We start from the raw sequence: 17,862 nt of genomic DNA on the forward strand, positions 1-17,862 counted from the left end.
TCGGCTGAATTTCATATTCGATGCTGATGATGCCGCCAGGCATCATTCGTAATCAAAAGTGGACTTTTTGAACTACCTCTACAACACGAATAGAGAAGGAGCGATGAATGATGGAGTATCGACGTTTGGGCAATAGTGGTTTGCGTGTGTCGGCACTGGGGCTTGGCACCAATGCGTTTGGCAAACGCGCGGATGAAGCAGCTTCTACCCGCATTATTCATGCAGCGATGGATCAGGGCATCAACTTTATCGATACCGCCAATATCTACGCAGGCACGGAATCGGAACGCATCATTGGACAGGCTCTCACAGGTCGACGTGAAAACGCGGTGCTTGCTACCAAGGCCGGATTACCCCGGCATGATGGTCCTCATGGGCGGGGTTCCTCCCGCTACCATCTGCAACAAGAGCTGGAACATAGCCTGCGGCGTCTGCAAACGGATTATGTCGATCTGTACCAGATCCACACTTTTGATCCGCATACACCGCTGGATGAGACACTACGCACATTGGATGATATGGTCACTTCCGGCAAAGTCCGTTACATCGGAGCCTCCAACTACGCAGCTTGGGAGCTGATGAAAGCTTTGGGCATCAGTGAACAGAAAGGTTATGTGCGCTACATCTCCACCCAAACCAGCTATTCCCTGGCAGACCGTACACCTGAGTTGGAACTGGTACCAATGTGTCTCGATCAGGGTGTAGGCATTATCCCGTATTTCCCGCTGGCAGGTGGTATTCTGACCGGTAAATATAACGGACAGACCCGTGTGCCTTCTGGTTCCAGAGCAGACACCGATCCGTCTTTCAACCGTTTCCTGCTGGAGCATAATATCCAACTGAGTGAACAAGTGAGTGCTAAAGCTGCCTCATATGGATGCTCCCCGAGTGTGCTGTCGCTCGCATGGCTACTGACACGTCCAGCTGTATCCACAGTGATTGTCGGGGCTACACGCACCGAACAGCTGGAACATAATCTGGCTAGTCTGGACATGTCACTGCCCGATGAGCTGTTGGACGATCTGGACCAGATTAGTGACTCTTTCCGTCGCCGCGAGCCGTTTGCGTCCTATCGAATCGATTGAGCAACCCAAATAGACCTTCCGACAAGATGAAGTCAGGAGGTCTATTTGTATTTTACAGAGGTGTTACAATTATTAATAATCAGAAAATTTTCCAGTTCCACTACATTCTGTAGTTTAATACATTAAAAAAAGATATATTACGGATCAACTCTCCGTTTTTTGGCGAAGAAACTCCTGCATGATCTCCAAATACTCTCCCTTACGTTCATCCAAAGTTTCGAAAAATGCCTTGTCCGATTCCTCGACCAGATGGATTCCCTCCACAGCCAATCGGGTTCCTTCTTCCGTTGTTGTGATAATATTGGCACGCGTATCTGTCTGATGACGAGCGCGGGTAATTAATCCCCTTTTTTCAAGCGCACGTAGAACCTGAGAAGTCACGTTAACATCCACCTTGGCAAACTGAGCAATTTGAACCTGAGTCACTCCCTTGCCTTCCTCATCGTGTTCATTGAGCCATAAACAGGCGTGCAATAATACAAATTGAGGTTGTGTCAGTTCGAGGGGCTCCAGCACCCTGCGTACTTCCTTTTGCCACATGGCTGTAACCTGCCATAACAGATATCCCGGACTTTCTTGTGCGTTTTTATACCGTGAGCTTGTCATCTCATACCTCCATGATGTGCGACCTTATGCAACAGAATATATACCCGTCAGTCAATGAAGTAAATCCATTATTCATATAACGATGATGGAAACATATCCGTTGCAACTCTGTGTGTTCTTTCTCAAAAAAATAATTAGCGCGCAGGGATAAACTGCTTCACCCATTGTCCGAATCCTTGCGGATTGCGGCTCTGTATAAGAATAGTTCCTTCTCCCCGGAACCTACATACCAGTCCTTCTCCACTTGTAACACTGGATAACCAGCCCTGTGAAGCTTTCTCAATACGGTAATCTACATAATGAGGCCATGCCACCAAATGGGCGTTATCGACGATCATTTCTTCACCTGCTGCCAGATTAATCGCATGGATGGCACCATAGGAAGACAGAAATACAGTTCCACGTCCGCTGATCTCAATAATGAAGAAACCTTCTCCCGAAAAGAGACCTTTTTTCAGGTTTTGCATTTTGGTATTCACCTGAATGCCCTCGGTTCCTGCCAGAAATCCGTCTTTCTGCACATAGAGTGAATAGGAACCGTCCAATTCAACAGCTTCTACATCGCCCATGCTTGAAGGTGAGAGCAGAATCTCTGCCGATCCGCCCGTAGCCGTCAGTTCCTGAAAGAAAAACTTCTCCCCGCTCAGCATCCGACCGAACCCGGCAAACATCCCGCCTTCTGCTGAACCCTTCAGTTCAACCGTAGGAGTCATAGATACCATCGCACCACTCTCGGCCTTGAACCGCTCTCCCCGTTGCAAATGTACTTTGAGCATCGCAAAAGCACCATCATATAAAATCTCATAGTTCACGGTTGTACCAGCTCCCTATTGTCAGAGTTAAAATCATTGAGTCCATTATCTTCCAGAACTGCTGATTTGTCTCCGTATTCCTTCACAATATGTTGATCTCCCCAATTGCAGAGCGCATTGAGAATCGGTTCAAGACTTCTCCCGTAATCACTCAATTCGTATTCTACTTTGGGAGGGACCTGATTATATACGATGCGGTTTACGATTCCGTCGTTTTCAAGCTCTCTCAGTTGCTGTGTTAACATTTTTTGTGTAATTGCGGGCATAATACGCTTGAGATCACTGGTTCGTCTTTTTCCATGTGTCAGATGACAGAGAATGACGCATTTCCACTTGCCACCGATCACCTCTAAGGTAGCTTCAACCGAGATGTTATATTTTTTTCTAACCATAACTTGCTTCCTCCCTGATGAATTGAATTACATCCGTCGCATGCTGTATAGGCACCAAAAAGTACGTAGGGTACTAAAAAGTACGTACTATTCAATCTATACCGAATAACTCATAATAGCATTTGCCGGTACGTAAATCTACATTCTGGGGAGTTGAGCAAGAAATGTTACAAGATTCAAAACGCAGCACATGGGCATTGCTTGCGCTGGCCATTAGTGCATTCGCGATCGGTACCACAGAGTTTATCAGCGTTGGGCTACTGCCCCTCATTGCAGATGACCTGGGCATTTCCGTAACTACAGCGGGACTGACCGTTACTTTATATGCATTAGGCGTTACCTTTGGGGCTCCTGTTCTGACCTCACTGACGTCTACCATATCACGCAAAACGCTATTGCTTGCCATCATGATTGTCTTCATTGCGGGTAACACGATGGCTGCACTATCGACGGGCATCACCATGTTACTCATTGCACGAGTAGTATCCGCTCTGGCACACGGGGTGTTCATGTCCATTGGCTCCACGATTGCAGCCGATTTGGTGCCTGCCAACCGTAGGGCGAGTGCCATTGCCATCATGTTCTCCGGTCTAACCATTGCCACAGTAACCGGTGTACCTCTCGGTACACTCATCGGCCAACATTGGGGCTGGCGCGCTGCCTTTATCCTGATTGTTGGGGTTGGCATCGTTGCGATGATCGGGAACCTGATACTCGTGCCATCCACGTTGAAGCGAGGAACACGAACGGCATTTCGGGAGCAGCTGAAGCTCGTTACAGGAGGACGCTTGCTGCTTGCTTTTGCCATCACTGCTGTTGGGTACGGAGGAACATTTGTAGTCTTTACGTATCTGTCCCCGTTGTTGCATGATATTAGCGGATATTCCGAGAAAACAGTAGCGTTCATCCTATTGTTGTACGGAATAGCCATCGCTATTGGCAACATCATCGGTGGCAGAGCAGCCAATCGCAACCCGCTCAAGGCGCTCTTCTACATGTTCATCATTCAGACCATCATTCTCGGCGTGATGTACTTCACCGTCCCGTTTAAGTTGGCAGCACTGCTCACCATTATGGGTATGGGCCTGCTCGCCTTCATGAATGTGCCTGGTCTTCAGATGTACGTTGTAACCTTGGCTGAACGATATGCACCACAGGCCAAGGATGTAGCCTCAGCCTTTAACATCGCCGCATTTAATGCAGGGATCGCTATAGGTGCCTATTTGGGTGGAGTGATCAATGATTCCATCGGTTTGATTCACACGACATGGGTCGGAGCCTTGATGGTTCTCGTAGCTGTAATCCTGACCGCTTGGGCTAAAATGCTGGAAAGCAGGGATCAACATGCATCCGTCGAAATGGAGAAAGCTTCGTTCTAATTTCCATTCCGACCATGGGTCTCACTCTTATATATATCAGTTCCAGCCTTCGAGGGGAACCGGTTTCACATGGTATTTTATTATACTATAATACGTTGAACCCAATTTGATCTACTATGATTTAATTTTGTATGATAAAACAACAAAAATCCAGCTTAATATAACTGATTTTTACACACTTTAAGGAGGAAATCTCATGACAACAGCTCAAACCGCACAACATTTACAATCCACAGTAACTCTGCATAACGGTGTTTCTATGCCTTGGTTCGGACTTGGTGTATTTAAGGTAGAGGAAGGATCTGAACTGATTGAAGCTGTGAAAAATGCGATTAAACATGGATACCGCAGCATTGATACTGCTGCAATATACGGCAATGAAGCCGGTGTTGGCCAAGCGATTGCAGAAGCTTTCCAAGAAAACAACCTGAAACGCGAAGAACTGTTTGTTACATCTAAAGTATGGAATGCAGACCTTGGATATGAAGAGACACTTGCCGCTTTTGATACCACATTGAACAAACTGGGACTGGAATACCTGGACCTGTATCTGATTCACTGGCCTAAGGCAGGCAAATACAAAGCAGCCTGGAAAGCAATCGAGGAACTGTACGCGGCTGGTCGCATTAAAGCTATTGGTGTAAGCAACTTCCAGATTCATCATCTCGAAGACCTGATGCAGGATGCCAAAGTGAAACCGATGGTCAATCAGGTGGAATACCACCCTCGCCTGACTCAGGTTGAGCTTAAGGCTTTCTGTGAGAAGCATGGTATCCAGCTTGAAGCTTGGTCGCCTCTAATGCAAGGTCAGCTGTTGGACAACCCAGTGCTCACGGCGATTGCTTCAGACAAAGGCAAATCGGTTGCACAAGTAATCCTGCGTTGGGATCTGCAAAATGGAGTCATTACCATTCCGAAGTCCACCAAGGAAAACCGGATTATCGAGAATTCCTCCATCTTCGACTTTGAACTTTCAAATGAAGAGATGGATCTGATCAGTGCTCTGAACGAAGATGTACGCGTTGGACCTGACCCGGACAACTTCGATTTCTAATAGAAGTTGTCCACATGATTCAGGGTTGATTTACAGCAAAGAATAAGTAGGGCAAAACCTCCAACTCTCATTGTGTACGAGAGTTGGAGGTTTTTTGACGTGGGTTCACATCAAAGTCGATATTTCTATAAAGTCTGCTCTACGAACATGCACTTTCGAATCATGTACTCCACTCCCTGTGCCTTGGATCAGAACAATGACAACTTCATCTTCCCCATCTGCATCTAAATCAACGACCGATATTTGAGGATAAAAGGAGGGATTTGCTACATTGCCCCATTTGAAGGTTTTCGTTTCACCATTTATTACGATCTGCTGAATTTTAGCTGCCTCGCCTTCCAAATCCTTAAGGTTAACGTCAGTAATTTATATCCATTATAGCGAATGATGTTCGTTCTCCTATCCTTAGATTCGATGGGCTTGTAACGATTATCAGCAATTATGTTTATGTTAATATAGAGACAGTCGCCCCATTCACTACCCCGGCTGCGAGCGGGTATGCCGCGCCAGGGGCAAGTGGAGCAAACAAGCTGTGCTTCTTATGGACACGATGACGCAGAGGAGGAGAGTTGCAATGTATCGCATATGGATTGTGGAGGACGATCCGAATTTGGCTTCGCTTTTACAGGCTTGTCTGGAAAAGTACAACTTAACAGCTCAGTACGCGGACGATTTTGAAGATATAATGGCGCAGTTTCAGCATTACAAGCCCCATCTTGTACTGCTGGATGTCAATCTGCCGAGTTACGACGGGTATTACTGGTGCCGGCAGATCCGCAAAGTGTCTACCTGTCCGATCATCTTCATCAGCGCCCGCTCAGGCGATATGGATCAGGTAATGGCGCTGGAGTACGGAGCCGATGACTATATGACCAAGCCGTTTCACCATGAGTTGGTCATTGCCAAAGTGCGCAGCCAGTTGCGGCGGGTGTACGGTGAATATGCGGGGGATGCGCGGGAAAAAATGGTCGAGCAAGGCGGGCTCGCCCTCTATCCGGATCGGCTGGAGCTGAAGTGGCGGGGCGCGACTGTCGCATTGGCGCGCAAGGAGGCGGATCTGCTGGACCTGCTGCTTCTACGCTACCCGCTGGTCGTTACCCGCGAAGCACTGCTGGATAGACTGTGGGACGACCAGCAGTTCGTGGACGAGAACACACTGAACGTGAACATCGCGCGTGCCCGCAAGAAACTTCAGGAGATCGCGGTTGCGGGAAGTATCGAGACGGTGCGCGGGTCCGGATACAAGCTAGTGCTGGAAACGGACGAATTGGGTGAACCCAAATGAAGTTGCTAATCCGCGAGCATTGGCCCATGTTTGTTATGCATCTTGTTCAGTTGACGCTGGTTGTGGCGATCTACTGGCTTGACGGCTATCGCAACGTGTACACCGCCCTCTATTCGATATTTCTTGGCATGGTCACCTTGCTAGTTTATACTGGTTGGCGCTATATCAGCCATCGCAAGATGTACGATCGGCTTGCGGAGCCGCTAAATGAGCTGGATAAGTCTGCGGCTGGTTCCGGCAGCAGTGCCCCCATCGCGCAGGCAGTCGACCAACTGCTGCAGGCGCAGTATGCACTGTACATGACTCGTATCACAGAGATGGAGCGCCGCCGCCGCGAGCATTCGACATTCATTACCCAATGGGTCCACCAGATGAAAACGCCGCTTTCGGTTATCCACCTGCTGACCGAAAACGAGAGCGACCGGCGGCAGGTCGACATCCGCGACGAAGCAGACCGAATCCAGTGGGGGCTAGAGACAGTACTGCACGCGACCCGGTTGGAGACGTTTGAGGATGATTTCCAAGCGGCGCATGTGCCACTTAAGCGTGTTGTGCGAAAAACAGTCAATGAACACAAGCGGCTGTTCATTGTCAATAATCTATACCCTCAAGTTCAGATGGACGATGAACTAACGGTGCCGACCGATGAGAAGTGGATCGGGTTCGTATTGACCCAATTGCTGTCGAACGCGATCAAATACTCTGCTGGCTGCGGCCGGACCGTCGCCATTCGCGCCTGGCGGCAAGGCGCGAAGACGGTGCTGGAGGTGGCAGACGAAGGCATCGGTATTCCGCTAGCCGACTTAAAGCGGGTGACTCGGCCGTTCTACACTGGTGAGAGCGGCCGCAAGTTCAGGGAGTCGACGGGAATGGGGCTGCATCTGGCGCAAGAAGTTTGCAACCGACTGGGCCACGAGCTGGAGATCGATTCTACCGTTGACGTTGGCACCCGGGTGCGGGTTTATTTCTTGACTGCGGTCAAGCTTACATCGATGTAAGCTAAATGTAATCTTCGTCGATTGGTTTGCTCGGCGAGCCCGCCGTATACTTGAGGTGGAGAACAAGAAATCACCAGCTACATGAAGGAGCGAGGATATGGAACTTCTGCAAACAACTCATCTGGGCAAGATTTACAGCGGCCAGGTCATGCACCGGGCACTCGGCGATATATCGTTCAGCGTCGAGAAGGGCGAGTTTGTCGGCATTATGGGGCCATCGGGCAGCGGCAAGACGACGCTACTACAGTTGATCGCGACGATCGACAATCCGACTTCCGGTGAAGTGCTCATCGACGGCCAGAACCCACACCAATTGGGCCACAACGCGCTCGCCCGGTTCCGCCGACAACAGCTTGGATTTATTTTTCAAGACTACAATCTGCTTAACACACTGACAATTTTAGAAAATATCGTGCTGCCACTGACGCTGGAAGGTGAGAAGGTGCGCACGATGGAGGAGAAGGCGCATAGAATCGCTGACAGGCTTGGGATCGCCTCCATTCTGGACAAGTGGCCCTATGAAGTATCTGGCGGACAGGCGCAGAGAACGGCCATCGCCCGGGCAATCATTCACGAGCCGAAGCTACTACTGGCTGATGAACCGACAGGTAACCTCGACTCCAAATCATCTCGGGACGTTATGGAGACGCTGACGGCGATCAACCGGGCGGAAGGGGCGACAATGCTGCTTGTCACGCATGACGCGCTGGCGGCCAGCTACTGTCACCGTGTGCTGTTCATCAAGGACGGTGAACTTTACAACGAGATTCACCGCGGGGACAGCCAGCAGGCGTTCTTCCAAAAAATCATCGATGTACTGTCACTGCTTGGAGGGAATGCGCATGACCTTTCAACAATTCGCGTTTAATAACGTCATGCGCAACAAACGCTTGTACATAGCGTATTTTCTCAGCAGCGCATTTGCGGTGATGGTGTTTTTCGTCTATGGCGTTTTCGCCTTTCATCCGGGGCTGGCAACGAGGGAAATCGGCAGTCCGGTAACGATCGGATTACTAGTGGCGCAGATGCTCATCTACCTATTCTCATTCTTCTTTGTCCTTTATTCAATGAGCGCTTTTATCAAGTCGCGCAGCCGAGAGTTCGGATTGCTGGTCATGTTCGGCATCACCAATATGCAGCTCCGGAGGCTCGTATTTATCGAAAATATTGTGATTGGCTTCGGCGCCACGCTGACTGGCGTCGCGTCCGGGCTGGTGCTATCCAAGATATTGTTGCTTGCGGCGGAGTCGCTGATTGGGATGGAGGAAGAGCTCCCCTTCTACATGCCGTACCGAGCGCTCGTTCTGACCTTTGCCGCGTTCATGCTGCTTTTTCTGGGCATCTCGCTTTTCACGGTGCTGTTCTTTCGAGGCAACAAGCTGATTGACCTACTCAAAGGATCCACCAAGCCCCGGCCTGAGCCCCGCGCTTCGATCTGGTTGTCACTCGCGTCGCTCGCACTGATCGGTTGTGGATATGGTGTGTCGCTGGTCGTCGAAGGCTTGATGGTCGTTTATGCATTGCTGCCAGTGACAGTGGCGGTCGTCGTCGGGACGTACTTTTTGTTCACTCAATTAAGCGTATATGCGATCCGCGGCTTGAAGCACAACCGGAGGCTATACTGGCGACGAACGAACTTGTTGTTTTTCAACGATCTTGCTTATCGGATGAAGGACAATGCCCGTACTTTTTTCCTTGTGACGATCCTGTCAACTGTCGCTTTCTCAGCAATCGGTGCCCTAGTCGGGTTCAAGACGATCCTTACTGAGTCGATTGAAAAACCGTTCGCCTTTGAATATATCTCGTATGCGGGGAACTCTCCAGAACAGGCCGCCTCGGCGGTGGATGTGATCGAACATAAACTTTTCGTGGAGGGAATTCCCTTCACGAAGCTGCAGACCGAGCTGCGCTCTTACAAACGAGCCGAGAGCAACGAAACGGTGATGATCATCAGCGAGTCAATGTACAACACATTTGCCGTCGTCGCCGGGGATCAGAAGTTGAAACTAGGTGCGAACGAAGCGGCTATCGTCCAGTACAACTCAATAGACGGACGAGGAGAATCCTTCGACGAGCAGGAGCTGGCAGTGGAAGGCGGCGGGAAACCACTGTTGATCACACAGAGCGCCTCCTTCTTAATGTCGGAGTACATGTTGAAGTACAACAAGTACTATGTCTTGAATGATGACCGCTACGAGCAGCTGCCGGAGCCGCAATCGTCCGAGGGCTACTATGTGTTCGCGGTCAGTGACTGGGAGGCAACAGAAGCAGTCGGCCAGCAGCTGGACGGTGAGATTGGCCTTTCCAAGAATGATAGCTTCTTCTCACTGGCGTTCCACATCAAGCAGTTGCTTCAGAGCTATAGCGCAGTGATGTTCGTTGGGTTGTTCATTGGCGTGGTGTTCTTTGTGGCGTCCGGCAGCTTCCTCTATTTCCGACTTTACACGGATCTGGATGATGACAAGGCGAAGTACGCTTCAATCATGAAGCTCGGGCTGACCAGCCATGAGCTGTCGAAGATTGTCACTCGCCAGATGGCTATTCTGTTCTTCCTGCCGATTGCCATCGCGATCATTCACGGTGCAGTGGCACTGACGGCACTGCAGGGCATGTTCAATTTTTCGCTCATCAAAGAGTCGATAATCGTGTTGAGTGCATTCGCGATCATTCAAATCGTGTACTTCCTGGTTATCCGCAGCGGCTATTTGCGGCAGCTTCGGTCCGGTGGAACCGGATAATCTCGTATTAAAGAACGGTTACAAGGGGACGATTTGTACGACCTTTTCATGCAAAGAGACAGAAGAGTATAGCAGATTGCTGATAGAGGACGTCCTGTAAACGTATTATTGTAATGTTGATATTCCTGTTTTTCGGGATTACGCCATGAGGCGTCATCTAACAGCTAAGAATCGCTATTATGTTGGGTGAAGTTAGCTGTTTAGCTGTTTCTATTGTCGGCCCCGACGATGTTTATTACAATATGTGCAAAAAAACTAACTGCGTAAACCATTATTTTTACAGTTGTGTTTGAGATGGGGAATATAGTATCGCAAACTATGACTATAAAGCGATTTTTCCATAGTCAGTCGTACATTTGATTGCGGAGTTCCTGCATACCCTTCGTTCTATTCCTATGTGTCTCTTTATGTTGCTGCCGTTAGGACTAGTGGCAACAATAGCCTACTTTAAAAAATTGGATAATCACTGAGGTAGGCTGGTTGGAGTTCTCCATTGGAAGTTGGAAATTCAGGTGGAGGTGGGATTTTGTTTCAATGGGATATTGATATGTTCCGGACGATTAATGATCTGGGCAAACAGTTTACTTTTCTGAATCCCGCTGCTGTCTTTGTGGCCGAATATATGCTGTATGTACTAGCGTTAACAATGCTTGTTTATTGGTTCACCCGCAGCAGCCGGAATCGGATGATGGTTATCCAGGCAGGGCTTGCTTTTGTTTTGGCAGAGATCATCGGTAAATTGGCAGGCAAGTTTTATGAGCATTATCAGCCGTTCGCGGTATTGCCAAATGTCAACAAACTCCTAAACCATGATATAGATAATTCTTTTCCGAGCGATCATACGATTTTGTTTTTTTCCATCTCTGTCTCCTTCTGGCTTGTCCGGAGAAAGGGTGGGTGGCTCTGGCTGGCTCTGGCTTGTTGTGGTGCTGTCTCCCGCGTTTGGGTTGGAGTTCATTATCCAATAGATATCGCAGTGGGAACGTTGATTGGCATCATTTCAGCTTTGTTCATCTATTGGTTGGCACCAAAGCTTGGGATTATCAGGCGGTTTCTGGCTTTATATGAAAAAATGGAACAGCGCGTATTACCTGTCCAACGTAAGTCTGGTAGTATGTAAATTCCCGCCAGTACCAGGTTTGTTACGATATGTCGAAACAATTGCTATGTATCTAGTCTTAAACAAAAATGCGCAAAACGTACACTGTGTAATTAAATCCAGTAAACTCATCGATTTCCGTACACTAAGGAGAAATAAGCAGATATTATCTTTAGTGGTTTGTAGCGCACAATAAAAAGCGGTAGCAGGTCTAGAACTTCTTGGTTCCTAGATTGGCTACTGCTTTTTTAACGAGTCTGTAATAAGTGGATTTATGATTTTGATCCCTATATTTTGCGAATGATTGTTCCTTTCAGCGTGGAGTACAAAAGAAGCCTAGTTATGTTGGCTATCATTACCGATATAGGTAAGCCAACTAATTCTGATTTATGTTGTGAAGTGCTCCACTAGACACTTAAATCATCATGATGAATGAATAGAATGTGCGTCCATGATATGGATAAGAGGATATTTCCAAATATTAACTAAAAAAAGTATAACACTAAGCTTCCGCCTCCCCCGAAAGCAGCTGATCTCGTCCATACGCCTATAAAGGATGCTAAGCTTGCATATAGGCAGCTTGACAGGAGTAAGACCACATCGAGAAAATTTAAAACAGGAACTCTATGTCAAACGATTGAGGTTATCCAAACTTTTTATATTAACTTCAAAGATCAATAGGTTTAACTTCAATTTGATCCGCAAAAAATTCATTCTCGGCACTGTCAAATTTGTAAGTGATATTGAATTCACACACATATGTGGTAGACACGCCTACCGATCCCACAAGGTTTAATTTTATTTTTTGATTCTCCAAAAAATATATGTATACACCACCAAAACCAAGGCTATCTTGCTTGTGATCCGGCACTGGATCAAATCCATAATTGAAATTGTGTTCTTTTCCTTGCGCTTTAACCGAAATCGCTAGTGTACCGTCCCCCTTTTTAGCAACATGCGTTTCAATCTGTTCAGCAACAATCTCCTCATAGCTTTGGACTTTAATTTCGGTTAAGTCCTCGGAATTCACCACATGAATATCGAAGTTATCTAAGCCTGTCCCTTTTCCAGTTTGGATGATAATTACGGCTTCTTCCTTACCATCACCCGTAAGATCAGTGTAGAATACCTGCGGTTCAGTCCCAGTATCAGGAATTTTCCAATCAAAGTCCTTCTGACTTCCACTAATATTTAAGGTTACCCCTTCGATTCCATTCTTCGTTTCTTTAATACTATAGAGTTTAACTTCTTCATTTTGCGATGCCTTAATGATTTTCAAATCATTTTCTTTCTCAGGCTGTGCTGTTACTTGTTTACTGGAAGACTCCCCCGTATTTTGCATAACCATTGCAGGCTTATCTGATTCACATCCTGAAAGCAATGCGGCAATCAACACCATCACTACACCAAACTCTTTTTTCAACACTATATTCCCCTTTCCACCTACCTGCTTATCTAATTGCTGAATTAACTGATCCGCTCGACCCCGTGACACTCCAATCAGCCCGAATAATCCTTTGTCATTTCTATTTCAGAAGGTTCAAATCTCCCATTAATCAATGCATATCTAACGATAGCTTCTCCTAAGTAATGCCCTGTTGAAATCTGAATTGGTAACTCCGCAATAAGATGACTATCCTTTATCTCAAATCTCAATATATTTTGAACTGTTGGTTGTTCAAACCAATCGTTAGAATCGTTCTCACTGAATTCAAAGGAGTGCTTCCGGCCATCAACTGAAACTGTATACTGTCGAATTTCCTTATCTGCTTTTAGGTCAACTTTAATATGACTTAGAACATATTTTTTCGGATCTGAAACCGTTATTTCTGTAAAATCCGATTTAAGCACATGCACTTCTGAATCATGTACTCCAGTCCCTGTGGCTTTGGTCAAAACAATAACCATTTCATCTTCTCCATCTGCATCTAAATCAATGACCGATAGTTGAGGATAAAAGGAGGGATTCGTCACATTGTTCCAAGTAAATCTTTTCGTTGCTCCGTTTATTACTACATCTAAAGATGAAAATATATCTTTTTGTGCTCTATCCTGAACACCATAAATAGCAATTTTCTTATCAGAAGTTTCAGATAATAGTGTATTGGGAGTCGATGTATCAAGGGTTGTTATACTTTCTTTGGGGGTGCTTTCCTCAATCTGTGGTGGACTTAAAGACTGATCATTTGCCCCACACCCAGATAACAAAATAACTCCTAACATTGCGACAATAATGATTTTTTTCAAAAAGTGTATCCTCCATTTCATGTTTTTTCAGTATATATATTGTTCCAATCGCAGATTATAATGTAAATATATTCTAAATATCAGCTAACGAAAGGGTAAACTTTATGAAAAAACTAATCATTCGAAAAAGACTATTATTTGTTGGGATTCTTTTATTTGCTGCAGGATTTACTTGCTTCAATATTGAAGAACTTTATGCTTACAAATCATTAGGAATTATCTCAATCACTTTTGGGTTGATTTTACTGATCTTATCAGGTTTTATTAGAGAAAAAAGAAGCCAGGATTGAATCTCAGCTCCTTCTTTGTCAGCTTTTTTGATTAACATTGATACCCAGTCCAACCAAACCATAGATCTTTTTAGAAATACCCTTTATATAACCTTATTTTGAATCAATTTCATAACTCACTAAAATGGAGTTTTGTAACTAGATATAGGCAAATTGAACCGTTTTGATCTATATCCAGCCTTGATTGAAGCAGCTAAAGGTATTATGAAATTGATTCATTTAGCAATTAATTGCTTTGTGCTCAGATTGAGCTTGTAAAAAACAACTTTTGTATCTTCTTCAGGGGTGCCCGCACCAACGGGAGGATGAACAACCAAAGTATTATTTTCGACAATTGGCATAGGCCCAGATTCAGAATACAAAAGTTTCTCAGAAACTTGACCCTTTTTAACAATCTCTAATAGGAATGCATCTCCACTTTGTTTGGTGACCGCGAATAAATACCCTTCCAATCCATGCCCTGTTTGGTATTGTGGGGTGAGAACATAAACATCAGCATCTTTAAAACTCACCTTTTCAAAGATTATTTTTTGGTCAGATGGCTGAACAAATAAATATGCCGGTAGTTCCAATAAAACTTTATCCTGATCATCGTGTCTGTAGACGATAGAATAATTACTGTGGAAGGTTTGATCCCCCTCTTGCCCCAGCGTACTTGATACATTTAAGTGTCCTCGTTCTTCCTTACCATTGGAAACCATAAGCAAGGTTCCCTGATCCGTTTGTTGTTCTGCCCGAATCGATTGGTCTTCATTTACTGAATCGATAGCAATTAAATCCGTTAGCTCAGACTTTGGAAATACACTAGATATATCACCTGAGGAATTTTGTTCTGGAGCAGAGGAATTATAGATGGTTTCTTGATTTATATTATTGCCAGATGTAGTCGCTCCAGCGTTTTGTTGATTGTTACAGGCCACGAGCAAACTAAATAGCAATACAGATGACGTTAATAGCAAAACATATTTCTTAATTGTAAACTCCCGCTTTCATATACATATTTTCCTAACATTATACCAACCCATTTATCCAATAAGTTTAAAAAATGTATTTCTTTGTTGAACATTACGTAACATTTTATTCGGCTCCATCATCCATCTCGAAGTCTACCAAACAAAATCGATTATCGAGAACGAGTCCATCTTCGACTTCGAATTGTCCAATGATGAGATGAAGCGTATTAGCGCCCTGAACGAAGATGTTCGCGTTAGACCGGACCCGGACAATTTTGATTTCTAAGATGAGTCAGGGTCCTGATACTTTTATAATATTCTAAGTTGAAATTTATTTAGAGAACCTAATCCCGTTTTTCCTCAATCTCTGTTAAAATTAAAGGGCGAGTGAACCCGGCAAAAGTTTCTCGCCCAGAGTCGATTGTTTATTCAATCGGCTTTTTTTGTGCTCCTTCTTTATTGTACTGATTAATTAAATCATCCAGTATCATAGACTGTTTGATTACTGCGGGATGTTGAACCCCCCTGTGCTTTTCTGCCAGGGTGTAAAGGAGATTCCTGGCACGTTCAATACGTAATTGAATGAGCATGCTTCTTTTCATAGAACCCAATCCTCCTTTTTGTAATATTTTAGGCTTTGCTGTCAGATAATAGAATAATCATTTAAAAGCACAAAAAAAGTGTTTAGACCGTCAGTCTTCTAGCTCCTTCTCTGAGTTAATTCCAAATCAGTCAACAAAAGCGTCCAAGTGGAGCTTCACTCTACCTGGACGCTTTTTTGATTGATTGCTAACTTAAGAAGTATCTGATAATTCCCCCCATTCAAGACATGATTTAATCCATACGAAACCATCCTCAAAACAAGAAAAAGGATGTTCCCGAAAATCAGGAACATCCTATGTCTGCTTAATGATTAAGTCCCCCAACCATGTCCCATTGTAGCCAATGTAATTGGCGTAGATACGACAATCGTAACACTACAGAGAACCAAGAAGTATAACGCTTTTTTTAGCAAGCCGATGCACCTCACTTGATAATTTTTTGAATTTCTCCTTCGCTTCAATATCCGCACAATCTCTGTATTGCTCAAAAAGAGTCATACAAGTAATGATATTTTTGCTACTATTAATTATAATCGATAAATTCAAACCTTCTAACACAAGTTTTATTGCAGTGTCAGCATCCTTGCTTGCATCGAAACGATATACGGCCAGATCACCGAGGAATTGGGCGTAGCTCTCTTTTAAAATAGTCGGATTATACTCTCCAAACTCGGTTTTGTCCGACTGATAGGGTATATATGCTGCAAAACGTTCCAGGATGCTATCAATATTCAACCCATATAAATTCGCTGCTTGAACCATGTGCCATACAGCAATGAATATTTCATCTTCTTGCGACGCTATGTAATTCGCATACTCGTTCAAAACATCCACTTCTCCGGACATTAAGCGATAGAGAAAAGTGTTTGCAACGGCCCATTCCGAAAATTGTCCAAGAATTCGTTTGGCTTCCTCATCCTTTTCTTGAATCCAACTTTCCCCTCCTGCATACAGAGATACAAATTCCAATGCTCTCTTGTAGTCTCCACACTCTTCACTGGCCGTAGATCGGGCCAAATAAGCATACAGAATATAGTAATACAAAGGTCGTTCCGTCCGTTTCTGGACTCCTTCTGATCGTTCAGATCTGCGTTGTAAATCATACTGAATCGTTGCAATCCGGTGCATTTCCTTGGCTAAAGTATCGACTTTTGCCCATTTGTGAACCATTCCAAAAACGTGCATCAATTGCTTTAAAGCTTCAAGCTGATCCGCTTCATCGAGACGATTAACGTACAACTCAAATTGAGTTGCCGCACGCACATTCTCTTCCAAGTCCTCTCCCAAATCAATGAGGAACAAACGGTAATGACACAGCGCGAGTCGTTCAGAATGCTGATACTTTTCTGCTTCACGTACACTCCTGTATAAAATCCCCGCAGCCAAACGTTTACTATTGGCAAATAACTCTTCAGCTATATCAAAAAGCACGGAGACATAGGAGAGATCATCCAATAGACGATTAACAATTTGTTCGACACAATCTAAACGATCTAATTCAGCACAACGAATAATAAACGGCCGTATGCGCCTGATAGAGATCAAAAAGGAGAAGCATTCCTCTATGTAATCATCAAAAAAGAAATCTTCGGGTAACCCCATCCCTGCGGTAATGGCGACGAGCTGGCTCATAGATATAGGTTTATTACCCTGCAATATACGGCTAAGTGTACCGGAATTAATACCCGATATTTCGGCAAATTGAGAATGTATAATATGATTACTTTGCATATGTTGTAACAGTTTTTTTCGAATTGAATTTGTAGACTCCAATACAAACACCTCCCGCACAAAAACCAAAAATAGGATTCCATACCTATATATAACTTATCTTAGTTAAGAATCAACCATCGGTCAACAATAAATGTATTTTGAACATATTTAAGTTAAAAAAAGCTCCTACAGAGAAATTTTAAAAGCTTTTCTCTATATTCATCCGGCAAAGGTTTCTCGGAAGCCGATAACGTCGGCATATATAATTACACTTAACTTACTATAAGACGACAACTATAGATCATGTCTAATAGATCGTTATAACTTCATCGTAACTCAAATACAATTTTGCTATACCATGTATAAGAGGTTATAACGTGAAACTAATAGAGGCACGCGAAGCAGCAGGATATACACAAGAATCTCTAGTACTGAAAATTAACGAATTTATGAAGTGTACCCTACGACATTATCAGAATATCGAATATGGACTAAAAATCCCCAGTGTTGTCCTCGGCCTGCTTATTGCCAGATTGTGCGGGATCGATGCGAATACTGTGGATGAGTGGAAAATCAGGAAGACGAAAATATAACAAAAAAGGATCGTCA

17 protein-coding genes and 1 pseudogene are annotated in these 17,862 nt (G+C 44.9%); 10 read left to right on the plus strand and 8 right to left on the minus strand.

What is annotated here, in order from left to right:
- Positions 1 to 110: 110 nt before the first annotated feature.
- Positions 111 to 1,085, plus strand: coding sequence for an aldo/keto reductase (locus MKY01_RS30735; protein ID WP_339287302.1), 975 nt, complete (start codon positions 111 to 113; stop codon positions 1,083 to 1,085).
- 144 nt (positions 1,086 to 1,229) lie between these two features.
- Here MKY01_RS30735 and MKY01_RS30740 read toward each other — a convergent pair whose 3' ends face one another.
- The 3 genes from MKY01_RS30740 to MKY01_RS30750 form a co-directional block, all read right to left on the minus strand.
- A complete protein-coding gene (locus MKY01_RS30740) occupies positions 1,230 to 1,691 on the minus strand; it encodes a MarR family transcriptional regulator (protein ID WP_036612197.1) in 462 nt (153 codons plus the stop codon).
- 134 nt (positions 1,692 to 1,825) lie between these two features.
- Positions 1,826 to 2,503, minus strand: coding sequence for a TIGR00266 family protein (locus MKY01_RS30745; protein ID WP_036612199.1), 678 nt, complete (start codon positions 2,501 to 2,503; stop codon positions 1,826 to 1,828).
- Entirely contained in the window at positions 2,500 to 2,895 is a 396-nt protein-coding gene (locus MKY01_RS30750) for a winged helix-turn-helix transcriptional regulator (RefSeq protein ID WP_017691613.1), read from the minus strand. The genes MKY01_RS30745 and MKY01_RS30750 overlap by 4 nt, the downstream gene beginning before the upstream one ends.
- 164 nt (positions 2,896 to 3,059) lie before the next feature.
- Here MKY01_RS30750 and MKY01_RS30755 point away from each other — a divergent pair, with 164 nt between their 5' ends.
- The 7 genes from MKY01_RS30755 (at position 3,060) to MKY01_RS30785 (ending at position 11,469) form a co-directional block, all read left to right on the plus strand.
- Complete coding sequence (locus MKY01_RS30755) at positions 3,060 to 4,274, plus strand: MFS transporter (protein WP_339284755.1); 1,215 nt, start codon at positions 3,060 to 3,062, stop codon at positions 4,272 to 4,274.
- Positions 4,275 to 4,470: 196 nt separating this feature from the next.
- On the plus strand, positions 4,471 to 5,328 hold the full coding sequence (locus tag MKY01_RS30760) for an aldo/keto reductase (RefSeq protein ID WP_339284757.1): 858 nt from the start codon (positions 4,471 to 4,473) through the stop codon (positions 5,326 to 5,328).
- Between the two features lie 574 nt (positions 5,329 to 5,902).
- Positions 5,903 to 6,613, plus strand: coding sequence for a response regulator transcription factor (locus MKY01_RS30765; RefSeq protein WP_282319901.1), 711 nt, complete (start codon positions 5,903 to 5,905; stop codon positions 6,611 to 6,613).
- The gene (locus MKY01_RS30770) at positions 6,610 to 7,611 is read left to right on the plus strand and encodes a sensor histidine kinase (RefSeq protein WP_339284759.1); all 1,002 of its coding nucleotides are present in this window, start codon (positions 6,610 to 6,612) and stop codon (positions 7,609 to 7,611) included. Before MKY01_RS30765 ends, MKY01_RS30770 begins: the two co-directional genes overlap by 4 nt.
- Before the next feature lie 97 nt (positions 7,612 to 7,708).
- A complete protein-coding gene (locus MKY01_RS30775) occupies positions 7,709 to 8,479 on the plus strand; it encodes an ABC transporter ATP-binding protein (protein WP_339284761.1) in 771 nt (256 codons plus the stop codon).
- On the plus strand, positions 8,454 to 10,349 hold the full coding sequence (locus tag MKY01_RS30780) for an FtsX-like permease family protein (RefSeq protein WP_339284763.1): 1,896 nt from the start codon (positions 8,454 to 8,456) through the stop codon (positions 10,347 to 10,349). The genes MKY01_RS30775 and MKY01_RS30780 overlap by 26 nt, the downstream gene beginning before the upstream one ends.
- Positions 10,350 to 10,872: 523 nt before the next feature.
- Positions 10,873 to 11,469 (plus strand): undecaprenyl-diphosphatase, encoded by a 597-nt coding sequence (locus MKY01_RS30785; RefSeq protein ID WP_339287304.1) that lies wholly within the window; start codon positions 10,873 to 10,875, stop codon positions 11,467 to 11,469.
- A 646-nt stretch (positions 11,470 to 12,115) separates the two neighbouring features.
- On the opposite strand, the gene MKY01_RS30790 is transcribed toward MKY01_RS30785, so the two are convergent.
- Both MKY01_RS30790 and MKY01_RS30795 read right to left on the minus strand, forming a co-directional pair.
- Positions 12,116 to 12,871, minus strand: coding sequence for a hypothetical protein (locus MKY01_RS30790; RefSeq protein ID WP_282319897.1), 756 nt, complete (start codon positions 12,869 to 12,871; stop codon positions 12,116 to 12,118).
- A 77-nt stretch (positions 12,872 to 12,948) separates the two neighbouring features.
- Positions 12,949 to 13,695 carry a hypothetical protein gene (locus MKY01_RS30795; protein WP_282319896.1) on the minus strand — a complete coding sequence of 249 codons (747 nt, stop codon included), beginning with the start codon at positions 13,693 to 13,695 and terminating at the stop codon, positions 12,949 to 12,951.
- Positions 13,696 to 13,799: 104 nt separating this feature from the next.
- Here MKY01_RS30795 and MKY01_RS30800 point away from each other — a divergent pair, with 104 nt between their 5' ends.
- Positions 13,800 to 13,985, plus strand: a complete 186-nt coding sequence (locus MKY01_RS30800; protein WP_339284766.1) for a hypothetical protein — start codon at positions 13,800 to 13,802, stop codon at positions 13,983 to 13,985.
- A gap of 215 nt (positions 13,986 to 14,200) precedes the next feature.
- On the opposite strand, the gene MKY01_RS30805 is transcribed toward MKY01_RS30800, so the two are convergent.
- Entirely contained in the window at positions 14,201 to 14,944 is a 744-nt protein-coding gene (locus MKY01_RS30805; protein ID WP_127550295.1) for a hypothetical protein, read from the minus strand.
- 163 nt (positions 14,945 to 15,107) lie between these two features.
- On the opposite strand from MKY01_RS30805, the pseudogene MKY01_RS30810 reads away from it, so the two are divergent.
- A pseudogene (locus tag MKY01_RS30810) lies at positions 15,108 to 15,224 on the plus strand (aldo/keto reductase); the annotation flags it as partial.
- A 139-nt stretch (positions 15,225 to 15,363) separates the two neighbouring features.
- On the opposite strand, the gene MKY01_RS30815 reads toward MKY01_RS30810, so the two are convergent.
- Positions 15,364 to 15,540 carry an aspartyl-phosphate phosphatase Spo0E family protein gene (locus MKY01_RS30815; RefSeq protein WP_127550293.1) on the minus strand — a complete coding sequence of 59 codons (177 nt, stop codon included), beginning with the start codon at positions 15,538 to 15,540 and terminating at the stop codon, positions 15,364 to 15,366.
- Between the two features lie 375 nt (positions 15,541 to 15,915).
- Positions 15,916 to 17,313 (minus strand): helix-turn-helix transcriptional regulator, encoded by a 1,398-nt coding sequence (locus MKY01_RS30820; RefSeq protein WP_339284768.1) that lies wholly within the window; start codon positions 17,311 to 17,313, stop codon positions 15,916 to 15,918.
- Positions 17,314 to 17,862 lie beyond the last annotated feature (549 nt).

This window comes from Paenibacillus sp. FSL R5-0486 (assembly GCF_037975155.1).
Taxonomy (GTDB): domain Bacteria; phylum Bacillota; class Bacilli; order Paenibacillales; family Paenibacillaceae; genus Paenibacillus; species Paenibacillus amylolyticus.

Coding starts and splice junctions, on each gene's coding strand:
- MKY01_RS30755 (WP_339284755.1), top strand. CDS start 3,060: ATGTTACAAGATTCAAAACGCAGCACATGGGCATTGCTTGCGCTGGCC.
- MKY01_RS30775 (WP_339284761.1), top strand. CDS start 7,709: ATGGAACTTCTGCAAACAACTCATCTGGGCAAGATTTACAGCGGCCAG.
- MKY01_RS30800 (WP_339284766.1), top strand. CDS start 13,800: ATGAAAAAACTAATCATTCGAAAAAGACTATTATTTGTTGGGATTCTT.
- MKY01_RS30815 (WP_127550293.1), bottom strand. CDS start 15,540: ATGAAAAGAAGCATGCTCATTCAATTACGTATTGAACGTGCCAGGAAT.
- MKY01_RS30760 (WP_339284757.1), top strand. CDS start 4,471: ATGACAACAGCTCAAACCGCACAACATTTACAATCCACAGTAACTCTG.
- MKY01_RS30750 (WP_017691613.1), bottom strand. CDS start 2,895: ATGGTTAGAAAAAAATATAACATCTCGGTTGAAGCTACCTTAGAGGTG.
- MKY01_RS30765 (WP_282319901.1), top strand. CDS start 5,903: ATGTATCGCATATGGATTGTGGAGGACGATCCGAATTTGGCTTCGCTT.
- MKY01_RS30735 (WP_339287302.1), top strand. CDS start 111: ATGGAGTATCGACGTTTGGGCAATAGTGGTTTGCGTGTGTCGGCACTG.
- MKY01_RS30780 (WP_339284763.1), top strand. CDS start 8,454: ATGACCTTTCAACAATTCGCGTTTAATAACGTCATGCGCAACAAACGC.
- MKY01_RS30770 (WP_339284759.1), top strand. CDS start 6,610: ATGAAGTTGCTAATCCGCGAGCATTGGCCCATGTTTGTTATGCATCTT.
- MKY01_RS30740 (WP_036612197.1), bottom strand. CDS start 1,691: ATGACAAGCTCACGGTATAAAAACGCACAAGAAAGTCCGGGATATCTG.